Annotated in this window: 14 protein-coding genes and 1 pseudogene; 8 read left to right on the top strand and 7 right to left on the bottom strand. The window is 68.0% G+C overall.

Annotated features, from left to right (window positions below):
• Positions 1-37: 37 nt before the first annotated feature.
• Positions 38-322 carry a hypothetical protein gene (locus ACIA8G_RS19785; protein ID WP_396420014.1) on the top strand — a complete coding sequence of 95 codons (285 nt, stop codon included), beginning with the start codon at positions 38-40 and terminating at the stop codon, positions 320-322.
• Here ACIA8G_RS19785 and ACIA8G_RS19780 read toward each other — a convergent pair.
• Together ACIA8G_RS19780 and ACIA8G_RS19775 are read right to left on the bottom strand one after the other, a co-directional pair.
• Positions 279-1,088, bottom strand: a complete 810-nt coding sequence (locus ACIA8G_RS19780; protein ID WP_396420013.1) for a cytochrome P450 — start codon at positions 1,086-1,088, stop codon at positions 279-281. The two genes, ACIA8G_RS19785 and ACIA8G_RS19780, sit on opposite strands and share 44 nt — an antisense overlap.
• Positions 1,089-1,401: 313 nt before the next feature.
• Complete coding sequence (locus tag ACIA8G_RS19775; protein WP_396420012.1) at positions 1,402-1,662, bottom strand: hypothetical protein; 261 nt, start codon at positions 1,660-1,662, stop codon at positions 1,402-1,404.
• 97 nt (positions 1,663-1,759) lie between these two features.
• Here ACIA8G_RS19775 and ACIA8G_RS19770 point away from each other — a divergent pair, with 97 nt between their 5' ends.
• The 4 genes and pseudogenes from ACIA8G_RS19770 (at position 1,760) to ACIA8G_RS19755 (ending at position 5,577) form a co-directional block, all read left to right on the top strand.
• Positions 1,760-3,703 (top strand): LuxR C-terminal-related transcriptional regulator, encoded by a 1,944-nt coding sequence (locus ACIA8G_RS19770; protein WP_396420011.1) that lies wholly within the window; start codon positions 1,760-1,762, stop codon positions 3,701-3,703.
• A gap of 57 nt (positions 3,704-3,760) precedes the next feature.
• Positions 3,761-4,225, top strand: a pseudogene (locus ACIA8G_RS19765) (exonuclease domain-containing protein); the annotation flags it as partial.
• Between the two features lie 42 nt (positions 4,226-4,267).
• On the top strand, positions 4,268-4,930 hold the full coding sequence (locus ACIA8G_RS19760; protein WP_396420548.1) for a BRCT domain-containing protein: 663 nt from the start codon (positions 4,268-4,270) through the stop codon (positions 4,928-4,930).
• The gene (locus tag ACIA8G_RS19755; protein WP_396420010.1) at positions 4,927-5,577 is read left to right on the top strand and encodes a DUF6218 family protein; all 651 of its coding nucleotides are present in this window, start codon (positions 4,927-4,929) and stop codon (positions 5,575-5,577) included. The genes ACIA8G_RS19760 and ACIA8G_RS19755 overlap by 4 nt, the downstream gene beginning before the upstream one ends.
• Here the strand turns inward: ACIA8G_RS19755 and ACIA8G_RS19750 are convergent.
• From ACIA8G_RS19750 to ACIA8G_RS19740, 3 genes are read right to left on the bottom strand one after another with little or no spacing between them, the layout of a single operon-like run.
• On the bottom strand, positions 5,574-9,347 hold the full coding sequence (locus ACIA8G_RS19750) for a TIGR02680 family protein (RefSeq protein ID WP_396420009.1): 3,774 nt from the start codon (positions 9,345-9,347) through the stop codon (positions 5,574-5,576). The two genes, ACIA8G_RS19755 and ACIA8G_RS19750, sit on opposite strands and share 4 nt — an antisense overlap.
• Entirely contained in the window at positions 9,340-10,422 is a 1,083-nt protein-coding gene (locus ACIA8G_RS19745; RefSeq protein WP_396420008.1) for a TIGR02678 family protein, read from the bottom strand. The genes ACIA8G_RS19750 and ACIA8G_RS19745 overlap by 8 nt, the downstream gene beginning before the upstream one ends.
• A complete protein-coding gene (locus tag ACIA8G_RS19740) occupies positions 10,419-11,822 on the bottom strand; it encodes a TIGR02677 family protein (RefSeq protein WP_396420007.1) in 1,404 nt (467 codons plus the stop codon). The genes ACIA8G_RS19745 and ACIA8G_RS19740 overlap by 4 nt, the downstream gene beginning before the upstream one ends.
• A 328-nt stretch (positions 11,823-12,150) precedes the next feature.
• Here ACIA8G_RS19740 and ACIA8G_RS19735 point away from each other — a divergent pair, with 328 nt between their 5' ends.
• Genes ACIA8G_RS19735 through ACIA8G_RS19725 form a run of 3 tightly spaced genes read left to right on the top strand, consistent with a single transcriptional unit; the run spans position 12,151 to position 15,959 of the window.
• Entirely contained in the window at positions 12,151-14,205 is a 2,055-nt protein-coding gene (locus ACIA8G_RS19735; RefSeq protein ID WP_396420006.1) for an ATP-binding protein, read from the top strand.
• Between the two features lie 27 nt (positions 14,206-14,232).
• Positions 14,233-14,910, top strand: a complete 678-nt coding sequence (locus ACIA8G_RS19730; RefSeq protein WP_396420005.1) for a dioxygenase — start codon at positions 14,233-14,235, stop codon at positions 14,908-14,910.
• The gene (locus ACIA8G_RS19725; protein ID WP_396420004.1) at positions 14,907-15,959 is read left to right on the top strand and encodes a hypothetical protein; all 1,053 of its coding nucleotides are present in this window, start codon (positions 14,907-14,909) and stop codon (positions 15,957-15,959) included. Before ACIA8G_RS19730 ends, ACIA8G_RS19725 begins: the two co-directional genes overlap by 4 nt.
• 54 nt (positions 15,960-16,013) lie before the next feature.
• On the opposite strand, the gene ACIA8G_RS19720 is transcribed toward ACIA8G_RS19725, so the two are convergent.
• Both ACIA8G_RS19720 and ACIA8G_RS19715 read right to left on the bottom strand, forming a co-directional pair.
• A complete protein-coding gene (locus tag ACIA8G_RS19720) occupies positions 16,014-16,625 on the bottom strand; it encodes a hypothetical protein (protein ID WP_396420003.1) in 612 nt (203 codons plus the stop codon).
• Positions 16,626-16,692: 67 nt separating this feature from the next.
• Entirely contained in the window at positions 16,693-17,253 is a 561-nt protein-coding gene (locus ACIA8G_RS19715; protein WP_396420002.1) for a hypothetical protein, read from the bottom strand.
• Positions 17,254-17,270 lie beyond the last annotated feature (17 nt).

The following is a 17,270-nucleotide window of genomic DNA, read 5'->3' as shown; positions in this document are numbered from 1 at the left end:
TTGACTTTCCGCAACCTTGACTCGTTATCTTGGTGTCATGCCCAGATTTGCCGAGTTCGACGTGGAAGGCCTGCGTAAATCCAGCGCCGTCGCGGACTTTCCCTGGTCAGAGACGTGGGTCACGTTGATCCGCGTCGACGCCAAGGGAGTTGTCCGGCAAGCCAAGTCGTTGACCGAGAAACAATCTTTGTTGACTGTCGCGTCAGACAAGGACCTCATCATCGCCTCTTGCCCGGAGATTTACGCGGTCGACGACCTGTCGGCCGCCCGTGCCGCCGTCAAGGCTTCGGTCGCACGCGAAATGATGCCAAGCCTCGGATGAATCCCACCCTCCACTCGGGCTCATCGGCGAGCACGAGTTCCGGGAAACGCCTCAGGAGCGTCTCGAAAGCGATCTCACCCTCGATGCGGGCCAGCCTCGCACCCACGCAGTAGTGGATCCCGTGCCCGAAGGCGACGTGTGGGTCTCGACCCAGCTGCAGCGCGTCCGGATTCGGATACCGGGACGGATCCCGGTTCGCTGCTCCAAGTGAGACGGTGATGGACGAACTACGCGGAATCGTGACCCCTCCGATCACCACGTCGGTGGTGGCGGTTCGAGCCAGGCCCAGGCTGAACGGTCCGTCGTAGCGCAGGAGTTCGTCCACGGCCTCCGGGAGCAGGATCGGGTTGTCGGCCAACACCCGCTTCATCGCGGGATCGCGCAGCAACGCGAGCAGTCCGCTGCCGATGAGCTGCACGGTCGTCTCATGGCCTGCTGTGATGAGCAACACAATCGTGCTCACGATGTTCGGTTCGTGGCGGAGCTCGGTGATGACGTCGTCACCGGGCTCCTTGGTGTCCACGAGGTGCTGCGTCCACGTGGTGAGACCGCCGAACGCCTCGGCCGTGGTCTCCGGGACCATCAGCGCGGCGCTGAGCGCTCTGAGGTCTGCCCGGTCCTGCTCCGGTACGCCCAGCAGCTCGCAGATCACCGTGATCGGCAGCGGGTACGCGAACGTGTCGATCACGTCGACCTCGTCCTCGGTCTCCCACGCGTCGAGCAGGTCGTTGGCGATCCGCTCGATGCGCGGCCGTAGCGCTTCCATGCGCCGTGCGGAGAACGCGCGCGATGGGTTTGCGAAGCTCGGTGTGCTCGGGTGGGTCGAGGTGGTTAAGCATGCCGCCGGGCATTACCGCGCTGCTGAGGCCGGGATGACTGAGGGCCTGCACGACGTCGTCGTAGCGGCTGATCATCCACGTGCGCTGCCCGTCCGGCGTCTCGATCTCGGCCGGTCCCTGCTCGCGCCACTCGTCGAAGTACGGGGTCGGGTCTGCGAAGAGGCTCATGCCGTCGAGCATCGGGTTTGCGCTGTTCAGGCACCTGAGTGGGCGATCACCCAACTTTCGTCCGCGGATCACCTAGCCTGGCGGTGTGGGGTGGCCGTTCGTGGGGAGGGACGCCGAACTCGCCGCGGTCCGGCGTGCGGTGCGCGGTGCCGGGCTGATCGTGGCGGGGCCTGCGGGCGTGGGCAAGACACGGCTGTTGGACGAGGTGGCGTGCGACGTTCGTTTGCGTGCCACGGCGGCTTTGTCGGCCATTCCGTTGGGCGTGATGGCGCCCTTCTTGCCGCCGGTCGACCTCTCGCCGTTGGCCATGTTGAACGCCGCACGAGTCGCCATGGGTGGTCGTGTCGTCGTTGTCGATGACCTGCATCTGCTTGACGACGCGTCTGCTGCGTTGCTCCATCTCCTTGTGCAGCACCGAGAAGCTGTAGTCGTGGCGACGCTGCGATCGGGCGAACGCGCGCCGGATCCCGTGGTCGCGCTGTGGAAGGACGAACTGCTGCCGCGCATCGAGCTGGATCCGCTCGGACGTGCCGAGGTGACGTCGGTGTTGTCCGCGGTGCTGGGTGGCGCGGTGGAGAGCATTTCGGCGGATCGGCTGTGGACGGCCTGTGCCGGCAACATGTTGCTGTTGCGAGAGATGCACTTCGCGGCGCGGTGGGTGGAACGCGATGGCATCTGGTCGTTGGACGGACCGCTGCCCCTCTCGCCGCGGTTGGTCGAGCTGATCGAGGCCCATCTCGCGGCGGTACCGGATGATCAGCGACGGGTGCTGGAGCTGCTCGCGTTCGGTGAGCCGCTCGACCTGGCCGCGTCGGAGGAGTTGGACGGGCTCGTCGCCGTGACTCCGGAGGGACTGCGGCTCGCGCATCCGTTGTACGGCGAGGTGTTGCGCGCGCAATGCCCTCCTCTGCGCAAGCGCAACCATCAGCGGTACTTGGCTTCTGTGTTGGAGGATCCGCTTCGTGTCGCCGTGCTACGGCTCGACAGCGGTACGGCGGACGACCCCGCGCTGCTGATAACGGCGACGCGTCTGGCGTGTGCGACCGGTGGTGTCGTTCTGGCAGAACGGCTTGCACGAGCGGCATGGGCGGTCGGTGGTGGTGTGGAAGCCGGACGTTTGTTGGCGGAGGTGCTGGTCTTCACCGATCGCCCGGAGGAGGCCGAAGAGGTCTTCGCGATGGTCGCCACGGACGACGACCCGATGGAGGTGCGCGCCGTTCGCGCGATGAACCTCGGGTGGGCGCTCGGGCGCAGTGCGGAAGCGGCCTCCATGGTCGAGGCGCACGCTGTGCAGGCCAACCTCCTGTTCGACGCGGGCAAGTACGACGAGGCCCGCGCGGTGCTCACCGGCGCTGAACCCGAGGAAGCCGCGATCCTGGCGCTGATCGACGTGGTGCAGGGCCGGTACGTCGGACCGTGGCCGGACGTCCCGCCGCGCCCGGAGCTGCCGCTCAGCGGCGAGTCGATCACCTCTGCCAAGGCGTTCGTGCTCGCGATGCACGGCGATCTGCGCGGTGCGGAACGTGTTGCCGTGCAAGCGCATCGGGCAAAGGCCGAGTGGGACACGATGCGTTCGTCGTGGGGGTTGGTCAGGGGCGCGCTGGCGTGTCAGTTGGGCCGGCTGGAGGAGGCGCAACGGCTGTTGCGCGAGACGCGACCCGCACGCCCGTTCGCGCTGCTGTGCACGCTCGCGTACGTGGAGGCGATGCTGGGCAACGATGCGCGGGAGCTGCTCGCGCAGGCGGAGAAGCTGGTGCCAGAGGGGCAGGTGCCGCATCGCAGCTGGTTGTGGCTCGCGCGGATCTGGGTGGGTGGTGCGTCGCCGTTCGACGCGGCCGCTGATGTCCGCTCGCGCGGTGAGTACGCCACTGAGGCCGTGTTGCTGCATGAGGCGGTGCGGCTCGGACAGGCTTTGAAGGCTGTCGACCGGCTGCGTGAGCTCGCCGAGACGACTACCGGGCTGCTCGTGCCGATCTATTTCGCGCACGCGGATGCGTTGGTGCGCAACGACTCTGTTGCACTTGTCGCGGTGGCTTCGCGGTTCGAGGAGGCGGGGCTGATGTTGCACGCGGCCGAAGCTGCTGCTGCGTCTGGTAATCGTGCGTTGTTCGGGCGGTTGGTTGCGCACTGTCAGGGTGCGCGCACTCCTGCGCTGGCGGCTATGACGGCTGCGACGCTCACCCGGCGGGAGCGGGAGATCGCGGTGCTGACTGCTCGGGGGTTGACGAACAAGGAGATCGCCGAGTCGTTGGTGATCTCGGTGCGGACGGTCGACAACCACCTTTCGAACGCGTACGCGAAGCTCGGGATTGCTACTCGGGTTGAGCTTGCCAGTGCGTTAGTCCTTCCGGATGACCTCTCGAGTCGTCGATAACACCGGACACCAGTTCAAACGACATGCCCGGCATACGCGCCTGCCGAGGAGGTCCCGATGGGCAACGGGTATGCGGTAGTAGACGTCGAGACGACGGGGTTGTCGCCTGGCTACAACCATCGAGTGATCGAGATCGCGGTGGTCCACCTCGACTCGGCGGGTCACCGAGTCGACGAGTGGTGCACCCTGGTCAACCCTCATCGGGACCTCGGTCCTCAGCACATCCACGGCATCAGTGCGGCGGAAGTCCGTCTCGCTCCTGACTTCGGCGATATCGCGAGAGAGCTCGCGGAGCGCTTGACCGGCCGGGTCCTGGTCGCCCACAACCTCTCGTTCGACCTGCGTTTCCTGCGGGCCGAATACGCACGGCTCGGGCACGATCTCGAGTTCTCTGCGGGACTGTGCACGATGGAGCTGGCTGGCAGGTACCTGGGCGCTAGGGTCCGATCGCTCGCCGCATGTTGCGAGACTGCCGGAGTGCCTTTCGGAACCGCACACTCGGCGTTGCACGACGCGAGAGCGTCGGCGGGTCTCCTGTCGCGATGCCTCGACTTCGTCGGCCGAGTGGAACCGCTGCGGGTGAGCCTGACCGGACATCACGCGAAAGCTTTTGCAGTGCAACGCAGTTCTATCGGCGGGCAGGAGCAGCACTTCCTGGCGAAGCTCGTGGGGCTGTTGCCGCGCGTGAAGACGCCGCGGGCGGACGACTACCTCGATGTGCTGGACCGTGCTCTGGTCGATCGTCAACTCTCGCTTGACGAACAGGACGAGTTGCTGGACGTGGCTCGTGAACTCGATCTGGGCCTGCCAGAGGTCATGGAGTTGCACCGCGGCTACCTCACAGCGCTGGCAGAGGCGGCGTGGGAGGACGGCCTGGTGTCGGGTGAAGAAGAGGCCGATCTGAGACTGGTGGCTTCCCTTCTCGGCTTGGGACAGCGGGAAGTGGCCGATGTGCTGGGCGGTGAACGCCGGTTCCGGCTTTCTTCTGGTGATCGGGTCGTCTTCACCGGACAGATGCGTGAGCCGCGCGATGTGTGGGAGAGCAGGGCACAGTCGGCAGGGCTCGACGTCACGGGTGGCGTCACCAAACGCACCCGCCTGGTGGTCGCGGCGGATCCGCATTCCATGTCGGGAAAAGCGGGCAAGGCACGAACGTACGGCATTCCGATCGTGTCCGAGGATCTGTTCGCCGGGCTGCTCGGAGACCTGACGGGTAGCGCACGATGATCGGCCACTTCGTGTTGCACCACGTTGTCACAGACAGCGAGGACGTGTTGGCGTTGTGGCACATCGATGCGGACGGCGTGAACACAGGTGCGTGGATAGTGCAGGCGAACGAGGCATTCACCGACCCGGCCGTGGCGCGCCGGTTGGTCGAGTTGTGCGCGGATCGGTTGCTGATCGACTGGGCGCCATCCTTGGATCTGGTACGCAGGCTCGAAGCGGTTGCGGGCACTCCCGCCCGACGTTGGGTGATGACGACGATTCGCGACGCGCTGGCGGAGATCGTTGACATCCGGGCCGACTGTCTCAAACGGGTCGAAGAACAACGAGCTGAAAACAAGGCGATATCGCCGCTGGAGTGGCTTGTCGACCTCCCCGATCCGTTGCCCAGAACAGAGGAGGAGCTGTACCGATGTGCACGGTTGCGGACTCCTTCGTTCGACCCAGGTGCTGCGGCCGGCGTGCTGCAGGTGTGCCGTCTGGTGCGGTGGATGATCCAGCGCTGGCGTGAAACCACTGTCGTGGCCGAGCGCCGAACCTACCTGCGACAGGAATTTGGGGAGCTGGGTGCACTGCCGCCACAGTGGCTCAGCGCCGGCACCGATGCGATGGCAGATCACCCCGCAATGCATCAGCGACGCGGCACCTAGTCGTCCGCCTGCAAGCTGTGCCCGTCCCACGTGAAGCGCACCGTAGTCACCGCATCGTCGCCATCCGTACCAGTGGTGAGCTGGTGGATCGCGATCCCGGTCAACTCCCGGTAGTCGCACCACTCGTGGTCCGACGTGAGAACCAGGTCCAGGTCGAAAGCGACGAGCAGCTCCAGCAGCTGGCCGCGGTTCGTGGCGTCGACGCCGACGAAGACCTCATCCAGCAGGATCATGCGGGGTGCGGTCGGGGTCGCCTGGTAGTGGGCGGCGGCTGCGGCGAACAGCGGGAGGTGCAGCACGATGGCCTTTTCGCCGCCGGACAGGGCTCCGTGGACTCGCTTGGTCACCGGGACCCAGCCGTCGCCGCGGTCCACCTTCACGACGAACTGGTGCCAGGTCGTGTAGTCGAGGACCTGGGCCAGTTGTTGTTCCCAGCCCGTTGCGGTGTCGTGTGCGCGGGCTTCTTCCACGCGCTCGCGGAAGAACTGGTGCAGGACCGAGTGTTCCGAGGCGTCGAGGTCCGAACGCAGCAGGAGGTCGCGGGCCTCCTGCGTGCCGGGCGGTAGTTGGGGGTCTACCTGCCAGACGAGTTGCACGCGGATGTTGGAGGCGGTCTGGACGCGCTCCAGGCGCTGGTTCATGGTGTCGACCAGCTCGGCGGCGCCCTGGATGCGTTGGCCGATGTGCCTGCGGGTGTCGCCGGTGAGGGTTTGGTCGAAGAGTTCCCGTTCGCCGTCGGTGATGTGTGTGCGCACGCGGTCGCGTTCTGTCTGCAACGCGTGCAGCAGGGCCTGAGCGCCCATGCGCGTGCCGTCGAGTGTTGCGGTGAAGAGGGTGATGTCGTCGTCCGGGTCCAGGGACAGGTCTATGCGGCCGGCTAGTTGTTGTTGCGCCTCATGGACGCTCACGCCTAGACGGGCCTCCGCGTCACGGATCAGCCTCGCGTCGACAGGGCCTTCCGGCACGTCGACGGCGTCGGCGGGCAGGTGGCCGCTGGTTAGGTGACGGTGCCTGGCCTCGGCTGTGTCGTGCAGGGCCGTGGCTTCCGTGACGCGTGCGGCGTCTACTTTGCGCTTTTCCTCCAACGTGCCGAGGGTGCGCGCCAGGGAAGTTTGCTTGTCCTGCAAGATGTCCCGCTGCTCGGCCAGTTCGGCTGCCTTGGTGCGCAACGTGATCAGCTGCTGGTCCAGGGCCTGGAACTCGGAGCCCGCGGCGCGTTCGACGGTTTCCAGCGTGATGGCCAGGTCGGCGGCGTCCTGCTGGCGGGCGGCGGCGGTCTCCTCGGCTTCGTCGGCCAGGGAGCTGCTCACCGCGGCCCTGCTCGTGGCGTCGGCTGAGATCGCTTCGGCCGCGACGGCGTCGAGGCGGTCGTCCAGCCAGCGGTGGCCCGCGGTGCTGAACGCAGACACCGTTTCCAGGCTCGACTTGGTGCTGCCGGGGTTGAGCGCGCGGACCGCGGCCTCGGCTTCGGAGAGGCGCTGGGACGCTGCCGCCACGGCGTCTTTCCTTGCCGCGCAACGCAGTTGGGCTTTGGTGCGCTGTTCCTCGGCGATCTCGACCGGGTCGGTCTGGGGACGCCGCGCCAGTTCGCCCGCCAGGGTCGCGCGGCGCACGGCGATCTGGGACAGCGCGGCGTCCACGCCGGCCAGGTCGGTGGCCAGCTGCTCGATCTGGCCGGTGAGCTCGGCGATGCGGCCCGCGCGTGCGCGTTTCCGGGCGACTGCGCCGATGTAGGAGGGTTCCGGCTTCGTCCAGCGGCCGTGCGCGTTCGCCAGGCGCCACGTTCCGTCCGCGCCGATGGCGGCGGTGTGGCCGGTGGCGGTATCGCCGAACGCGACGCCTTCCAGGAACCGCCGTGCGCGGTCGTCGTCGGTGACGAGCACTTCTAGCAACGTCCGGCCGGGAGCCGGGGTGGCTAGCAGCGGTTCGGCGAAGCGGTCCTGGTCGGAGAGGCCGAACGAGTTGCCCGGCGTGAGCCAGGCGTCGAGCAGGCCGCAGGCTTCGAGGGCTGCTTCGACCGCCGCGCAGATCGCGGGTGGCGTGCCGGGGCGGAAGTCGACCAACCGCCACAGTGGCGCGCCCACGGCTGTGGAGCGATATTCGGGATCGCGCGCGTACGGGGCGGGTGGGGGCACATCGACCTGGTTGGCAAGCTTCTCGCGGATGGCGTTGTACTGCGAGAGTTGGCCGTTCAACGACGTACGCGTCTCGTGCAGGCGTGCCTCGATGCCGCTGAATTCCTCGCGGGCCAGTGCGGCGGCCTCCACGACCTCGGCGTGCTCGGAGACGACCAGCTCGGAGCAGCCGTGCGCCCACGTCTCGAACTCCGCACCGAAGCGCGCAAACGCTTGCTCGAACGCCTGCTGTGCCGAAATCTCTGCCGTTGTGGCGAGTTCCAGCTCCTCACGGGTTTCCTCGAGCCGTTGCCGCGCGGCGTCGCGTGCGTCGACAGCCCTCTCGTAGGCCGCAACGGCACGCATGTCCGCGCTGATCTCGGCGGTCCGGGAATCCACGGCTGCGCTGAGCAGCTGCCTGCCTGCCCGTGCGTCGGTGTCGGCGTCGATCTCCTCGTACACCGACGGCATACCGGCGCTTTCGGCGGCTTCGGCGGCCGCGACCGCCGAGCGCCGCACCTCGTCGGCGCGCGCAGCCGCGTCGGTCTTGGCCTGGGAGGCGTGGTCGTCGTCCGTGACGGCGCGCGCACGGAGCTTCGCGGCGTGCGAAGCGGCCTCCGAGGCACGAAGGCGCGCGGTGGAGAGCTGTTGCCGCAACAGGTCGAGCTGCTTGCCCTCCTGGTAGGCGGGCAGATCGGAGATGCCGGCGATCTCGGCGTCGACCGCGCTCGCCTCGCGACCCAGCGACACGAGCTGCTCGAAGGCCTCGTCGGTCAGCGTGACCTGGCGCTGGTACCTGCGTTCGCTCATGCGGGCAGCCCGCGTCACGTCTTCGAGCTGCTCCGAAGAAGTCGTCAACGTGTGAGCAGCCGCGCCCAGCACGCGTTGGGCGTACGTGCGTTGCACGTCCGCGAGCCGTTCCGCGGTGGTGATCTCCTCGTCGAGCCGTCGCAGCTCCTCACGTTGCCGGTCGAGCCGTTCGAACCCCTCGGCGATCTCGGTGAGGTCCGACTGGTCCAGCGGCGGAAGTGCCTTGGACAGCAACGAGGACAGCACGCTCGGGTCGAGCCGTTCGGACAGCTTCGGCGTGCGCAGCTGGAGAAGTGCCGTGATCAGCGAGTCGTAGCGTTGCTCGCTGACACCGGGGAACAACGTCGTGCGCACCGTGCGGCGGTAGTCGGCCGGTGAGGCGTGCACAACGCCGTGATCACCAATCGCCGCAACGAGATCCGTGCGGGTCAACGGCCGGCCCGCCTCGTTCACCAGCGCCAGGTCGCCGACCCGCATGGACGTCGTGAAGTACGTCGCGGTGACGTTGCTGGTGTTCGTGGTCGCCTGCAGCCGCGCGCCACAGGTGAACCACTGCTCGCCCTGCTGGAACTCCAGCCACACGTAGCCGACGCGGGTGCTGCCCTGGTTGCCCTCGCCCATGAGGTTCCAGTGCATGGTGCGGTCCGCGCTGCCGAACGTGGACAGCCGGTGCGGCCGCAGGTTCGCGTCGAAGAGGTACGGCAGCAGCAGCTCGAGCGCCTTCGACTTGCCCGTGCCGTTCGGGCCTCTGAGCAGCAGTCTGCCCTGGTGGAACGTGAAGATCTCGTCGTAGTAGCGCCAGATGTTGATGATCCCGGCGCGGCTGGGTTGCCACCGGTCAGTCATGCAGCTCCTCCACCGCGTACCTGGCTGCCGCGGGCAGCCTGCGAACGGTGCCGTTCTCCGTGCGTGCGAGCCCGAACGCCTCCAGCAGCGCGAGCCCGTCCGCCGCGAGCCTGCCCGCGCCACCGTCCGACTGGTAGGCCTTGGCCCAGGTGCGGAACCTGGTGAGCAACTCGCGTGTCTCGTCGACCAGGTCCTCCAACCGGGCAGGACCCTTGGCCAGCCGGTCGAGCAACAGCAACGCGGCTACCTTCGCGTGGCTGTCGTCGTCCGGAAATCTCGTGTCCGTGGCGATCGCGTCGGTGTCGACGAGGAGGAAGCCTTCCGCGCGTTCCTCCAGCGTGCAGCCGGCGAGCGCGACGCCGGTCTGGACGATCTTGCGGCCGCTCGGGGAGGTCAGGAAGCCGAGCTGGCTCGGGGTCAGGTCGTCCCGGTAGACCACGGGATCGTCGACGAGCCTGCGCATCACGGAGTGCCGCTGCCACAGGCTGCGGTGCGCGTTGTCGTACCGGGACTCGCGGGTGAGGTCCTCGATGGTGTCCACTGTGGAGGGTGAGACCGGCGCGGCGAGCAGGCGGGTGATGACCACCGGATCGCTGCGGACGTGCGACTCGTTGTGCTCGATGGCGCCTTGCTGTTCGAGGAAGCTCAGCACGTCGGTGAACGCGGACCGGTCGATGCGCCTGCTCGGGTCGAACGACGGGAGGCCGTCCAGCGCGGCGGCCTGCTTCACGAGCTCGGCCAGCGCGTCGGCGGTGGTCGTCGGAACGGCCAGCAGCTCCGCACACACGAGGCACAGCAACGTGTAGCGCCGCCGGTCGAGCTCTGGCGCGCGTGTGCGGTCTGGCCGCTGCGACGTCTTGACGAGGCGTGCGTAACCGGCGCGCGGTTCGACGTGCACGCGCCAGCCGCAGTAGTAGTCGAACCACTTCATGATCGGTTCGCGGCGCCGCCGGACGAGGTCGAAGCCGTCGGGGTCGTGCGCGGCGGCGAGCAATGGGCGCGCGAGCAGCAGCCGGACACCGCGCGCCACCTCCTCGCTCTCCAGCCGGGCGAGCTGGTTGCCGGTCCTGCTCATCGGCTCTGCACGTCGATCACGTAGTCGGGTCCGCTCAGCGTGCCCTTCTGGGTGGTGATGGTCGCCCACCCGCGGGCGTTGCGCAGGTTGATCTGCATCCGGCCGTCGCTGGTGCCGGCCGTGCGGGTACCGGTGCTGTCCGGGTCGCTGCCGAGCGCTCGCCCGACCAGGTCGAGCAGGCGGTGGAACGTGTCGTGGTCGAGCTGCTTGAGGGTGGAGATCCGGACCGGGCCGTCCGTCTGGATCTGCCCCCACGCGTGCTCGAGTTCCAGGCGGTCCTTCTGGGCCTGTTCCCTGCGGTTGCGGCGCACGTCGTCGATGTTGCGGACCTTGCCGGTGCTGCCGATGTGCTCCTGCTTGCCGGTTTTGCGAAGTTGCGGCGACACCGGCACCGGCGGCGTGTTGTGCCACGGTTCGCCGCTCGGGATCAGCTCCCCGTCGGCGTGCGCGAGGTGGGCGTGCCGCGCCGGCCACAGTCCGAACGCGGCGTTGAACAGCTCGTGCGCCTCGTCCTCGGTCTCGGTTCTGGCGAACCACCTGGCCAGCGCCTTGAAGTCCGCCGCGGTGTTCGTCGGGCGTCGTCGTTGTTCGCTGATCCGGTCGAGGACCCGCAGCAGTGACACGATCGCTTTCCTCGCCACGTCCTGAAGCTCGTCCACTCGCGGTGGGGTGTCGTAGAACCAGGCTTTGAGGCTGTCCCACTTGGCCGTTCTTTGGTGCAGCCACAGGTCGTCTTGGTACAGGTCGGCGCCGTTGTGTGCGCGTTCGTGCACGGCCGTGGCGTCGATGCTGCTGATCACCGCGCGGATCCGTTGGTTGCGCGCGTCCAGGTCGCTGATGAAGTCGCGGAGGTACGTGATCGTCGTGCGCTTCACGTCCTGGAACGTGGCCAGGTCGGCCTGGTCGTCGCGGAGCAGTCGCTGCAGCTCGCTGTTGAACCGCACGGTGTTGGTCTGCAGCGCGTCGAGGTGGCCTTCGAGCTCCATCAACGCGGTGAACGTGCGCCGGTCGTCTTGTTGTCCGGAGAGCTCGTCGAGGCGGTCCGCGATCGCGTCGAGCACGGCGGTCTGCAGGGCGCCGCTGCTGGTCAGCGCCTGGATCGCGTGCTGGAGGCCCGCCTGCGCCGCCTCGCCCAGCCTGGTGAGCCCGTACCGGTGCTGCGTCGCGTCGATCAGTCCCCAGTGGCGGAGGCTTGTGAGGGCGCTGACCAGCTCGTCGTCTGTCGTCTGCTCTGGCCAGCCGACGTCACGCAACCGCTGTTGCACGTCGTCGAGCGTGAGAGCGGTCTCCAGGTGCTCGTTCGCCACGCCGAACGCCTGGAGCACCGCTGTGTGCAGCTCCGCGCGGTCGGCCGTGGTGAAGCGGAACAGGTCCGCGGGCACCCTGGGGAACGTCGTCACGCGGCCCACCGTAGCGGGTGCGAATCCCTCGTTTGGGTGAGACCACGGACGGCCATCTTTCGTAGTGGATTCCTGGTGCAGCTGTTGATCGGCTGTGCATTTCGGTCGTTTGGTGACGTACGCCCCTAGCCTCAGCTGCATGACGTGCCAATTCTGCGAAGCTGACATCGTTGTCAGGGCAGTGCGGGGCGGACGACCGGCTCGTTACTGCTCGAACGCCTGCCGCCAACGCGCCTTCCGCCTGCGCAGCGCCACGGCACCGGTGGAGGAGTCGGCGCTGCCGATCGCCCTCGACAGTTTCGTGGGCAGAACCGGTGAGCTGACGAGAATGAAGTCACTGGTCAGGTCGTCGCGGCTGGTGACACTGGCCGGGCCGGGTGGCGTCGGGAAGACGCGGCTCGCGCTGGACTTCGCGGGTGCGCATCGTGGCCGGGTACTGCTGGCCGAGCTGGAGTCGATGACAGAGCTGGACATGCCTTCGCTGGTAGCGATGATCGGGGACGGGCCGGCGTTGCTCGTGCTGGACAACTGCGAGCACATCGTCGACTCGTGTGCGCACCTCGTGCAGTCGTTGCTGCGGCGTTGCCCGGAGCTGCACGTGCTGGCGACCAGCCGGGAACCGTTGCGGATGCCCGCCGAGCACGTGCTGCGGATCGGGGGACTGCCGGAGGACGACTCCGCGCGGCTGTTCGCTGACCGGGCTCGTGCCGCCGATCCCGAGTTCCAGCCGGATCACGACCTGGTGCGGGAGATCTGCGCGCAGGTCGACGGGTTGCCGCTGGCGATCGAGCTGGCTGCGCGCCGGGCGGGCATGTTGCCGTTGACGCACATCCTTTCCGGGGTGGACGACCTGCTCTCGGCCGGACATCGGACGGCGCCGCCGCGTCATCGCGAGCTGAGGGCGACGATCGAGTGGAGTCATCGGCTGCTGACCGTGCCGGAGCAGGTGGTGTTCCGGCGGATCTCGGTGTTCCCCGGCGGATTCGACATCGCTGCCGCCGAGCGGCTCTGCCCGGAGCTGACCGGGGTCGGGGAGATCGTGTGCGAGCTGGCCGCCAAGTCGTTGATCGAACGGGTGCCCGGTGAGGGACGGTTCCGGCAGTTGCGGGTGATCAGGGTCTTCGCGCGGGAACTGCTCGTGGCGGCAGGCGAGGCGGCGGTGACCGCAGACCGGGCGGTCGACCGGCTGGCCGAGCTCGTGACCGCGTTGCGGAACAGGACGTTCGACTCGGCCGCAGTCCAGCGGCTGTGGTCGGAGCGGGAGAACCTCGTCGCGGCGCTGGAGCACGCGCGCGGACATCCGCTGCTGACGATCGGGCTGGCGCGGCTGTGGTTCCGGGCGGGGCGGCTGACCGCGTGCCGGACGTTGCTCGCGGCCGTGCTGGACCGCGCCGAAGGCGGTTACGCGCACGCGTTGGCGGCGCGAGCGGCGTGCATGCAGGCGGACGGCGACGAGGGGATCCGGTTGGCGGAGCAGGCCGTGCTGGCGGAGCGGGCCCGCAACGACCGGGCCGGGCTCGCCGACGCCGTGGAGGCCAGGGCGTTCGTCCTGCTGTGCCAAGGGGAGTTCCCGTCCGCGATCGCCGCCTATCGCGAGTGCCTCGCGCTGGTCGACGACGACCTCGACGTGCTGCGGTTCAGGCACAACCTCGCGTGGGCGCTGCTCTGCGCGGGCGAGATCGACGAGGCGGAGCGGGAACTGGCCCGATGCCTGACGCCGTTGCGCGAGACGGGGCCGTGCGGCCTGCGGACGGCCGCGCTGCACACGCATGGCGCGCTGCGGTTGATGAAGGGGGAGATCGACGCCGCTGAGGAAGCGTTCGTCGAGGTGCTGCGGGAAACCCCGCGCGACCGGCACGAGGCCGCATATCCGGTGGAGGCACTGGCGATCGTCGCGGCCCGCCGGGGTGATCACGCCCGTGCGCTGCGGTTGTCCTCAGCGGCAGGAGAGATGAGGCGCCGCACCGGGGTCGTGGCCGAGACGGACTGGCAGCGGCGCATCGACGACGCGCTCGGCCGCTCGGCCGGTGCGGTGAGCAAGGCGAAAGCCGAGGAACTGTCCGAGTCCGGTCGCAGGCTGCCGTGGGACCGGCTGGTCGTCTACGCGGCGAAGTGCACGCGGACCGAGCACCCGTTGACACCGCGCGAACTGGAGATCACCACCATGGTCGCGGAAGGCCTGACCAACAAGCAGATCGCCGGCAGGCTGCGGCTGTCCGCGAGGACCGTCGCGTTCCACCTCAACCACGTGCGCGACAAGCTCGGCGTGCGCACCCGCACCCAGATCGCGCTGTGGCTGGCGAGTTTCGTTACGGCGCCGACCGGTGACCATGCGACGGATGTGAGGGCCGGTCGAGATCTCCAGCATGGGCACCGGAACTGATTGCATCCCACCTCATCCGGAGAAACCGTGCGAGAGACCAACTCGAGGCGCGCGTTCATCAAGACCGGCGCACTCGGCGTCACAGCGGCAATCGCCGCGAGCAGCGTGGCCGCCGCCGTACCGGCATCGGCGACCCAGCCGATCGTGCCGGGACCGGGCCCGCTGCCCGTCACGCCGGCGTGCTCGGGTCACGAAACCCCTGCCTCCGTGGAAGGCCCGCTGTACAAGCCAGAGTCACCACGCCGGACCAACCTCGTCACCCCCGGCATCAACGGTGTCCGGCTGGACCTGCGCGGCATCGTCTACGCCCCGGACTGCACCGTCGTGTCCGGCGCGCTGATCGAGTTCTGGCAATGCGACCAGAACGGTGACTACGACATCAACGGCTTCACGTTGCGGGGACACCAGTTCACCGCGACCGACGGCTCCTACCGCCTGGAGACGATCGTCCCCCGCGACTACTACGGCCGCTGGGGCCGCCGCGCCCCGCACATCCACACCCAGGTGCAGGCGCCCAACGGCCCGATCCTGCTCACCCAGCTCTACTTCCCCGACGACACCCAGGCCTACGGCCGCGACTTCGCCACGTTGAACGCGACCGACAACCTCATCAACCGCGCCTGCACCGTCGCGCTCACCTCCGCAGGCGGCGGCTACTCGGCTCGATTCGACTTCGTCATCAAGACGGCGGTGGACCCGGTATGAAACGTTTGCTCGCGGCCACCCTCGGCCTGACCCTGCTCGGTGCCGTCACCGTCTCGGCGGCGCCCCAGACCTGGTCGCCCACCTCTGTTCCGGTCGACCACGGCGACATCCTGGCGGTCGACGCGTTGACCGACAAGGAGGCCTACGCCGTCGGCTACCGGCTCACCGGCCTCTCCGAGGTCGAGCAGGTGGCTTTGAAGTGGGACGGGGTGGCCTGGACCCAGCATTCCCTGCTCCCCACGGGCAGCTTCGCGGCTGCGGTGGAGGCCCGTTCGTCGTCCGACATCTGGATCATCGGCGCGGCCTCTGCCCATTGGGACGGCGCTGCCTGGACCCAGTACCCGCTGGGATCGACCCCTGCCGGCCGGATGGTTCCCGACGCCATCGCCTCGTCCGGCGACAAGGTGTGGATCGCCGGACGCCAGACGACGCGGTCGATCAAGGACGGGGTGCCTGCTGTTCAGACGTGGAACGGCACGGGCTGGCAGTTCGAATCGCTTCCCGCATTGGGGATTGGCGAGCTCACCGGGCTGGCTGTCGTGGGGCCCAACGATGTATGGGCCACCGGCAGTCTGTTCGTTGATGGTGGCGCGCAACGGCCGTTGACGCTGCATTGGGATGGCACCTCGTGGCAGCACGTTTCGACGCCTACGGTGCCGGATCGGCCTACTTGGCTCTCTGGTGTGACTGCGGTTGGGCCTAACGATGTTTGGGCTGTTGGTGGCAGTTACTCAGATGGCGGCGATCTGCCGTTCTCCATGCGCTGGGATGGTCGCAAGTGGACTGTTGTGCGGACGCCTGCCGTGTTTGACGGTCGCCTGCGCGCGGTTGGCCGGACTGGTACTGGCGAGGTGTGGGCCGTCGGTGGCAAGGGTTCTGTCGGCATTGCTCTGCGCTGGGAACCCCGGTTGCGGAGTTGGGTGCGGGTTCCTGCACCGGATGTGGTTGTCCGCGGGTTCTCCACTGTGCCTGGTGGTGGGGCTTTGTGGGCTGTTGGTGTGGCTCGGCAGGGTGACTTGGTGCCGGCGGTGGTTCGGCGCACACGCTGATTGCTTTCGGGTCCCGTGTTCCTTGCTGGAACGCGGGACCCGTGACTCAGCCGATCACTTCGGCTGAACGGCTGCGAAGAGCTTTTTCGAGACGTCGCGTGCACTTTCGCGACACTGCTCGCTGCGTGGGGCGTTGTCCTTCTTGCCGGAAACGTAGGTGAACAGCATCACCGCGTTGTCGTCGAGAACTTCCAGTCTGCAGCCGGCGCCCGCCCCGAGATCCGGCCAGCGGGCTTCTGAGCCGAGGTCGACCTCGGTGTCCTTCTCGGTGCCTGACGGCACGGTGGAGGTGAAGGCGGTCTTCGCGAGTTCGGTTCCGGAGTGGAACCCGGTGGAGGTCTCCTCGTTGCCGAATGCCTGGACCTGGAAGGTGATGTGCGGTCCGCCGGCCGAGGTCGTGAACTCGCAGGTGCTGACGAGCCTCGCTGCGGACTTGGAGACCTGAGGGGCCAACGGCGGCGGTAGGTCAGGCACCTTCTGCTGGATTTCGGCACAAGTCGTGAAGGTGTCCAGGTTGTACTTGAGAGTCGTCTGAGGTGCGCTGCTCGACGGGGACGTCGGGTACTGCTGGACGGTGGGGGCGCTGCAGCCGCTGGCGAGCACTACGGCGGCGGTCGTCAGCACGGCAATCAGGTGGCCAGGTGTGTGGTGGGGTTTCGGGCTCATCGTCTCTTCTCGTGGTGAGTACGAACTCAGCCCGCGACCGGTGTCTGCCAGGCTCGGTGCCGAACGGTCAGGGGGCCCGGAGAGGGAGGTGTCGGCGCGGCAGGCCGGGGGCCTCCAGGTCTCGGGCCCGCGCCAGGTCGAACAGCGGTTTGGCGCTCAACGCGACGCCGCCTGCCATCAAGAGGATCAGCAACGCCTTGGCGAAGCGGTGCTCGTCGGGCTGGTCGACGGTTTCCCACCTCAAGCCGGTGAACGTGACCGCCTTCGGGTGCCCGATGTCCGCCTCGGTGAACTGGGAGTGGTCCATCTCCTGGCTGAGCTTGGATTCCGCGGTGATGTCGACGTTGCAGCGCCACGTCGCGCCGAGGTAGCGCCAGTCGCGGTCACAGGACGTTGCCACACCGCTGCCTTCCGTTTGCCGCGGCCAGAAGTCTGCACGGGCGGCGATGAACAGGCCGTAGGTGAAGTTCGCGGCTACGAAGGCGAGAAGGCCCGCGCCGACGTACCAGGGCGCTTGAGAACGCAGGCGGCGCGTCTCGGTTCGTGGTTCCGGGCGGCGGGTGAGGCTGTTCTGCCACAGGACGCCTGCACCGACGAGGCCGATCGCGATGAGGGCGACAGCGCCCATGGTGGGCCAAGGGGCGG

Origin of the sequence: Lentzea sp. NPDC051213 (assembly GCF_044455585.1) — a bacterium.
Taxonomy (GTDB): Bacteria; Actinomycetota; Actinomycetes; order Mycobacteriales; family Pseudonocardiaceae; genus Lentzea.
This window is presented reverse-complemented; position numbering and strand designations above follow the sequence as displayed.

What these genes read in the sequence shown, in the direction of transcription:
- ACIA8G_RS19785 (WP_396420014.1), top strand. Translation starts at nt 38, where the DNA reads ATGCCCAGATTTGCCGAGTTCGACGTGGAAGGCCTGCGTAAATCCAGC.
- ACIA8G_RS19780 (WP_396420013.1), bottom strand. Translation starts at nt 1,088, where the DNA reads ATGGAAGCGCTACGGCCGCGCATCGAGCGGATCGCCAACGACCTGCTC.
- ACIA8G_RS19775 (WP_396420012.1), bottom strand. Translation starts at nt 1,662, where the DNA reads ATGGCGACTCGTGCGGCGTTCAACATGGCCAACGGCGAGAGGTCGACC.
- ACIA8G_RS19755 (WP_396420010.1), top strand. Translation starts at nt 4,927, where the DNA reads ATGATCGGCCACTTCGTGTTGCACCACGTTGTCACAGACAGCGAGGAC.
- ACIA8G_RS19750 (WP_396420009.1), bottom strand. Translation starts at nt 9,347, where the DNA reads ATGACTGACCGGTGGCAACCCAGCCGCGCCGGGATCATCAACATCTGG.
- ACIA8G_RS19745 (WP_396420008.1), bottom strand. Translation starts at nt 10,422, where the DNA reads ATGAGCAGGACCGGCAACCAGCTCGCCCGGCTGGAGAGCGAGGAGGTG.
- ACIA8G_RS19735 (WP_396420006.1), top strand. Translation starts at nt 12,151, where the DNA reads ATGAAGTCACTGGTCAGGTCGTCGCGGCTGGTGACACTGGCCGGGCCG.
- ACIA8G_RS19725 (WP_396420004.1), top strand. Translation starts at nt 14,907, where the DNA reads ATGAAACGTTTGCTCGCGGCCACCCTCGGCCTGACCCTGCTCGGTGCC.
- ACIA8G_RS19720 (WP_396420003.1), bottom strand. Translation starts at nt 16,625, where the DNA reads ATGAGCCCGAAACCCCACCACACACCTGGCCACCTGATTGCCGTGCTG.
- ACIA8G_RS19715 (WP_396420002.1), bottom strand. Translation starts at nt 17,253, where the DNA reads ATGGGCGCTGTCGCCCTCATCGCGATCGGCCTCGTCGGTGCAGGCGTC.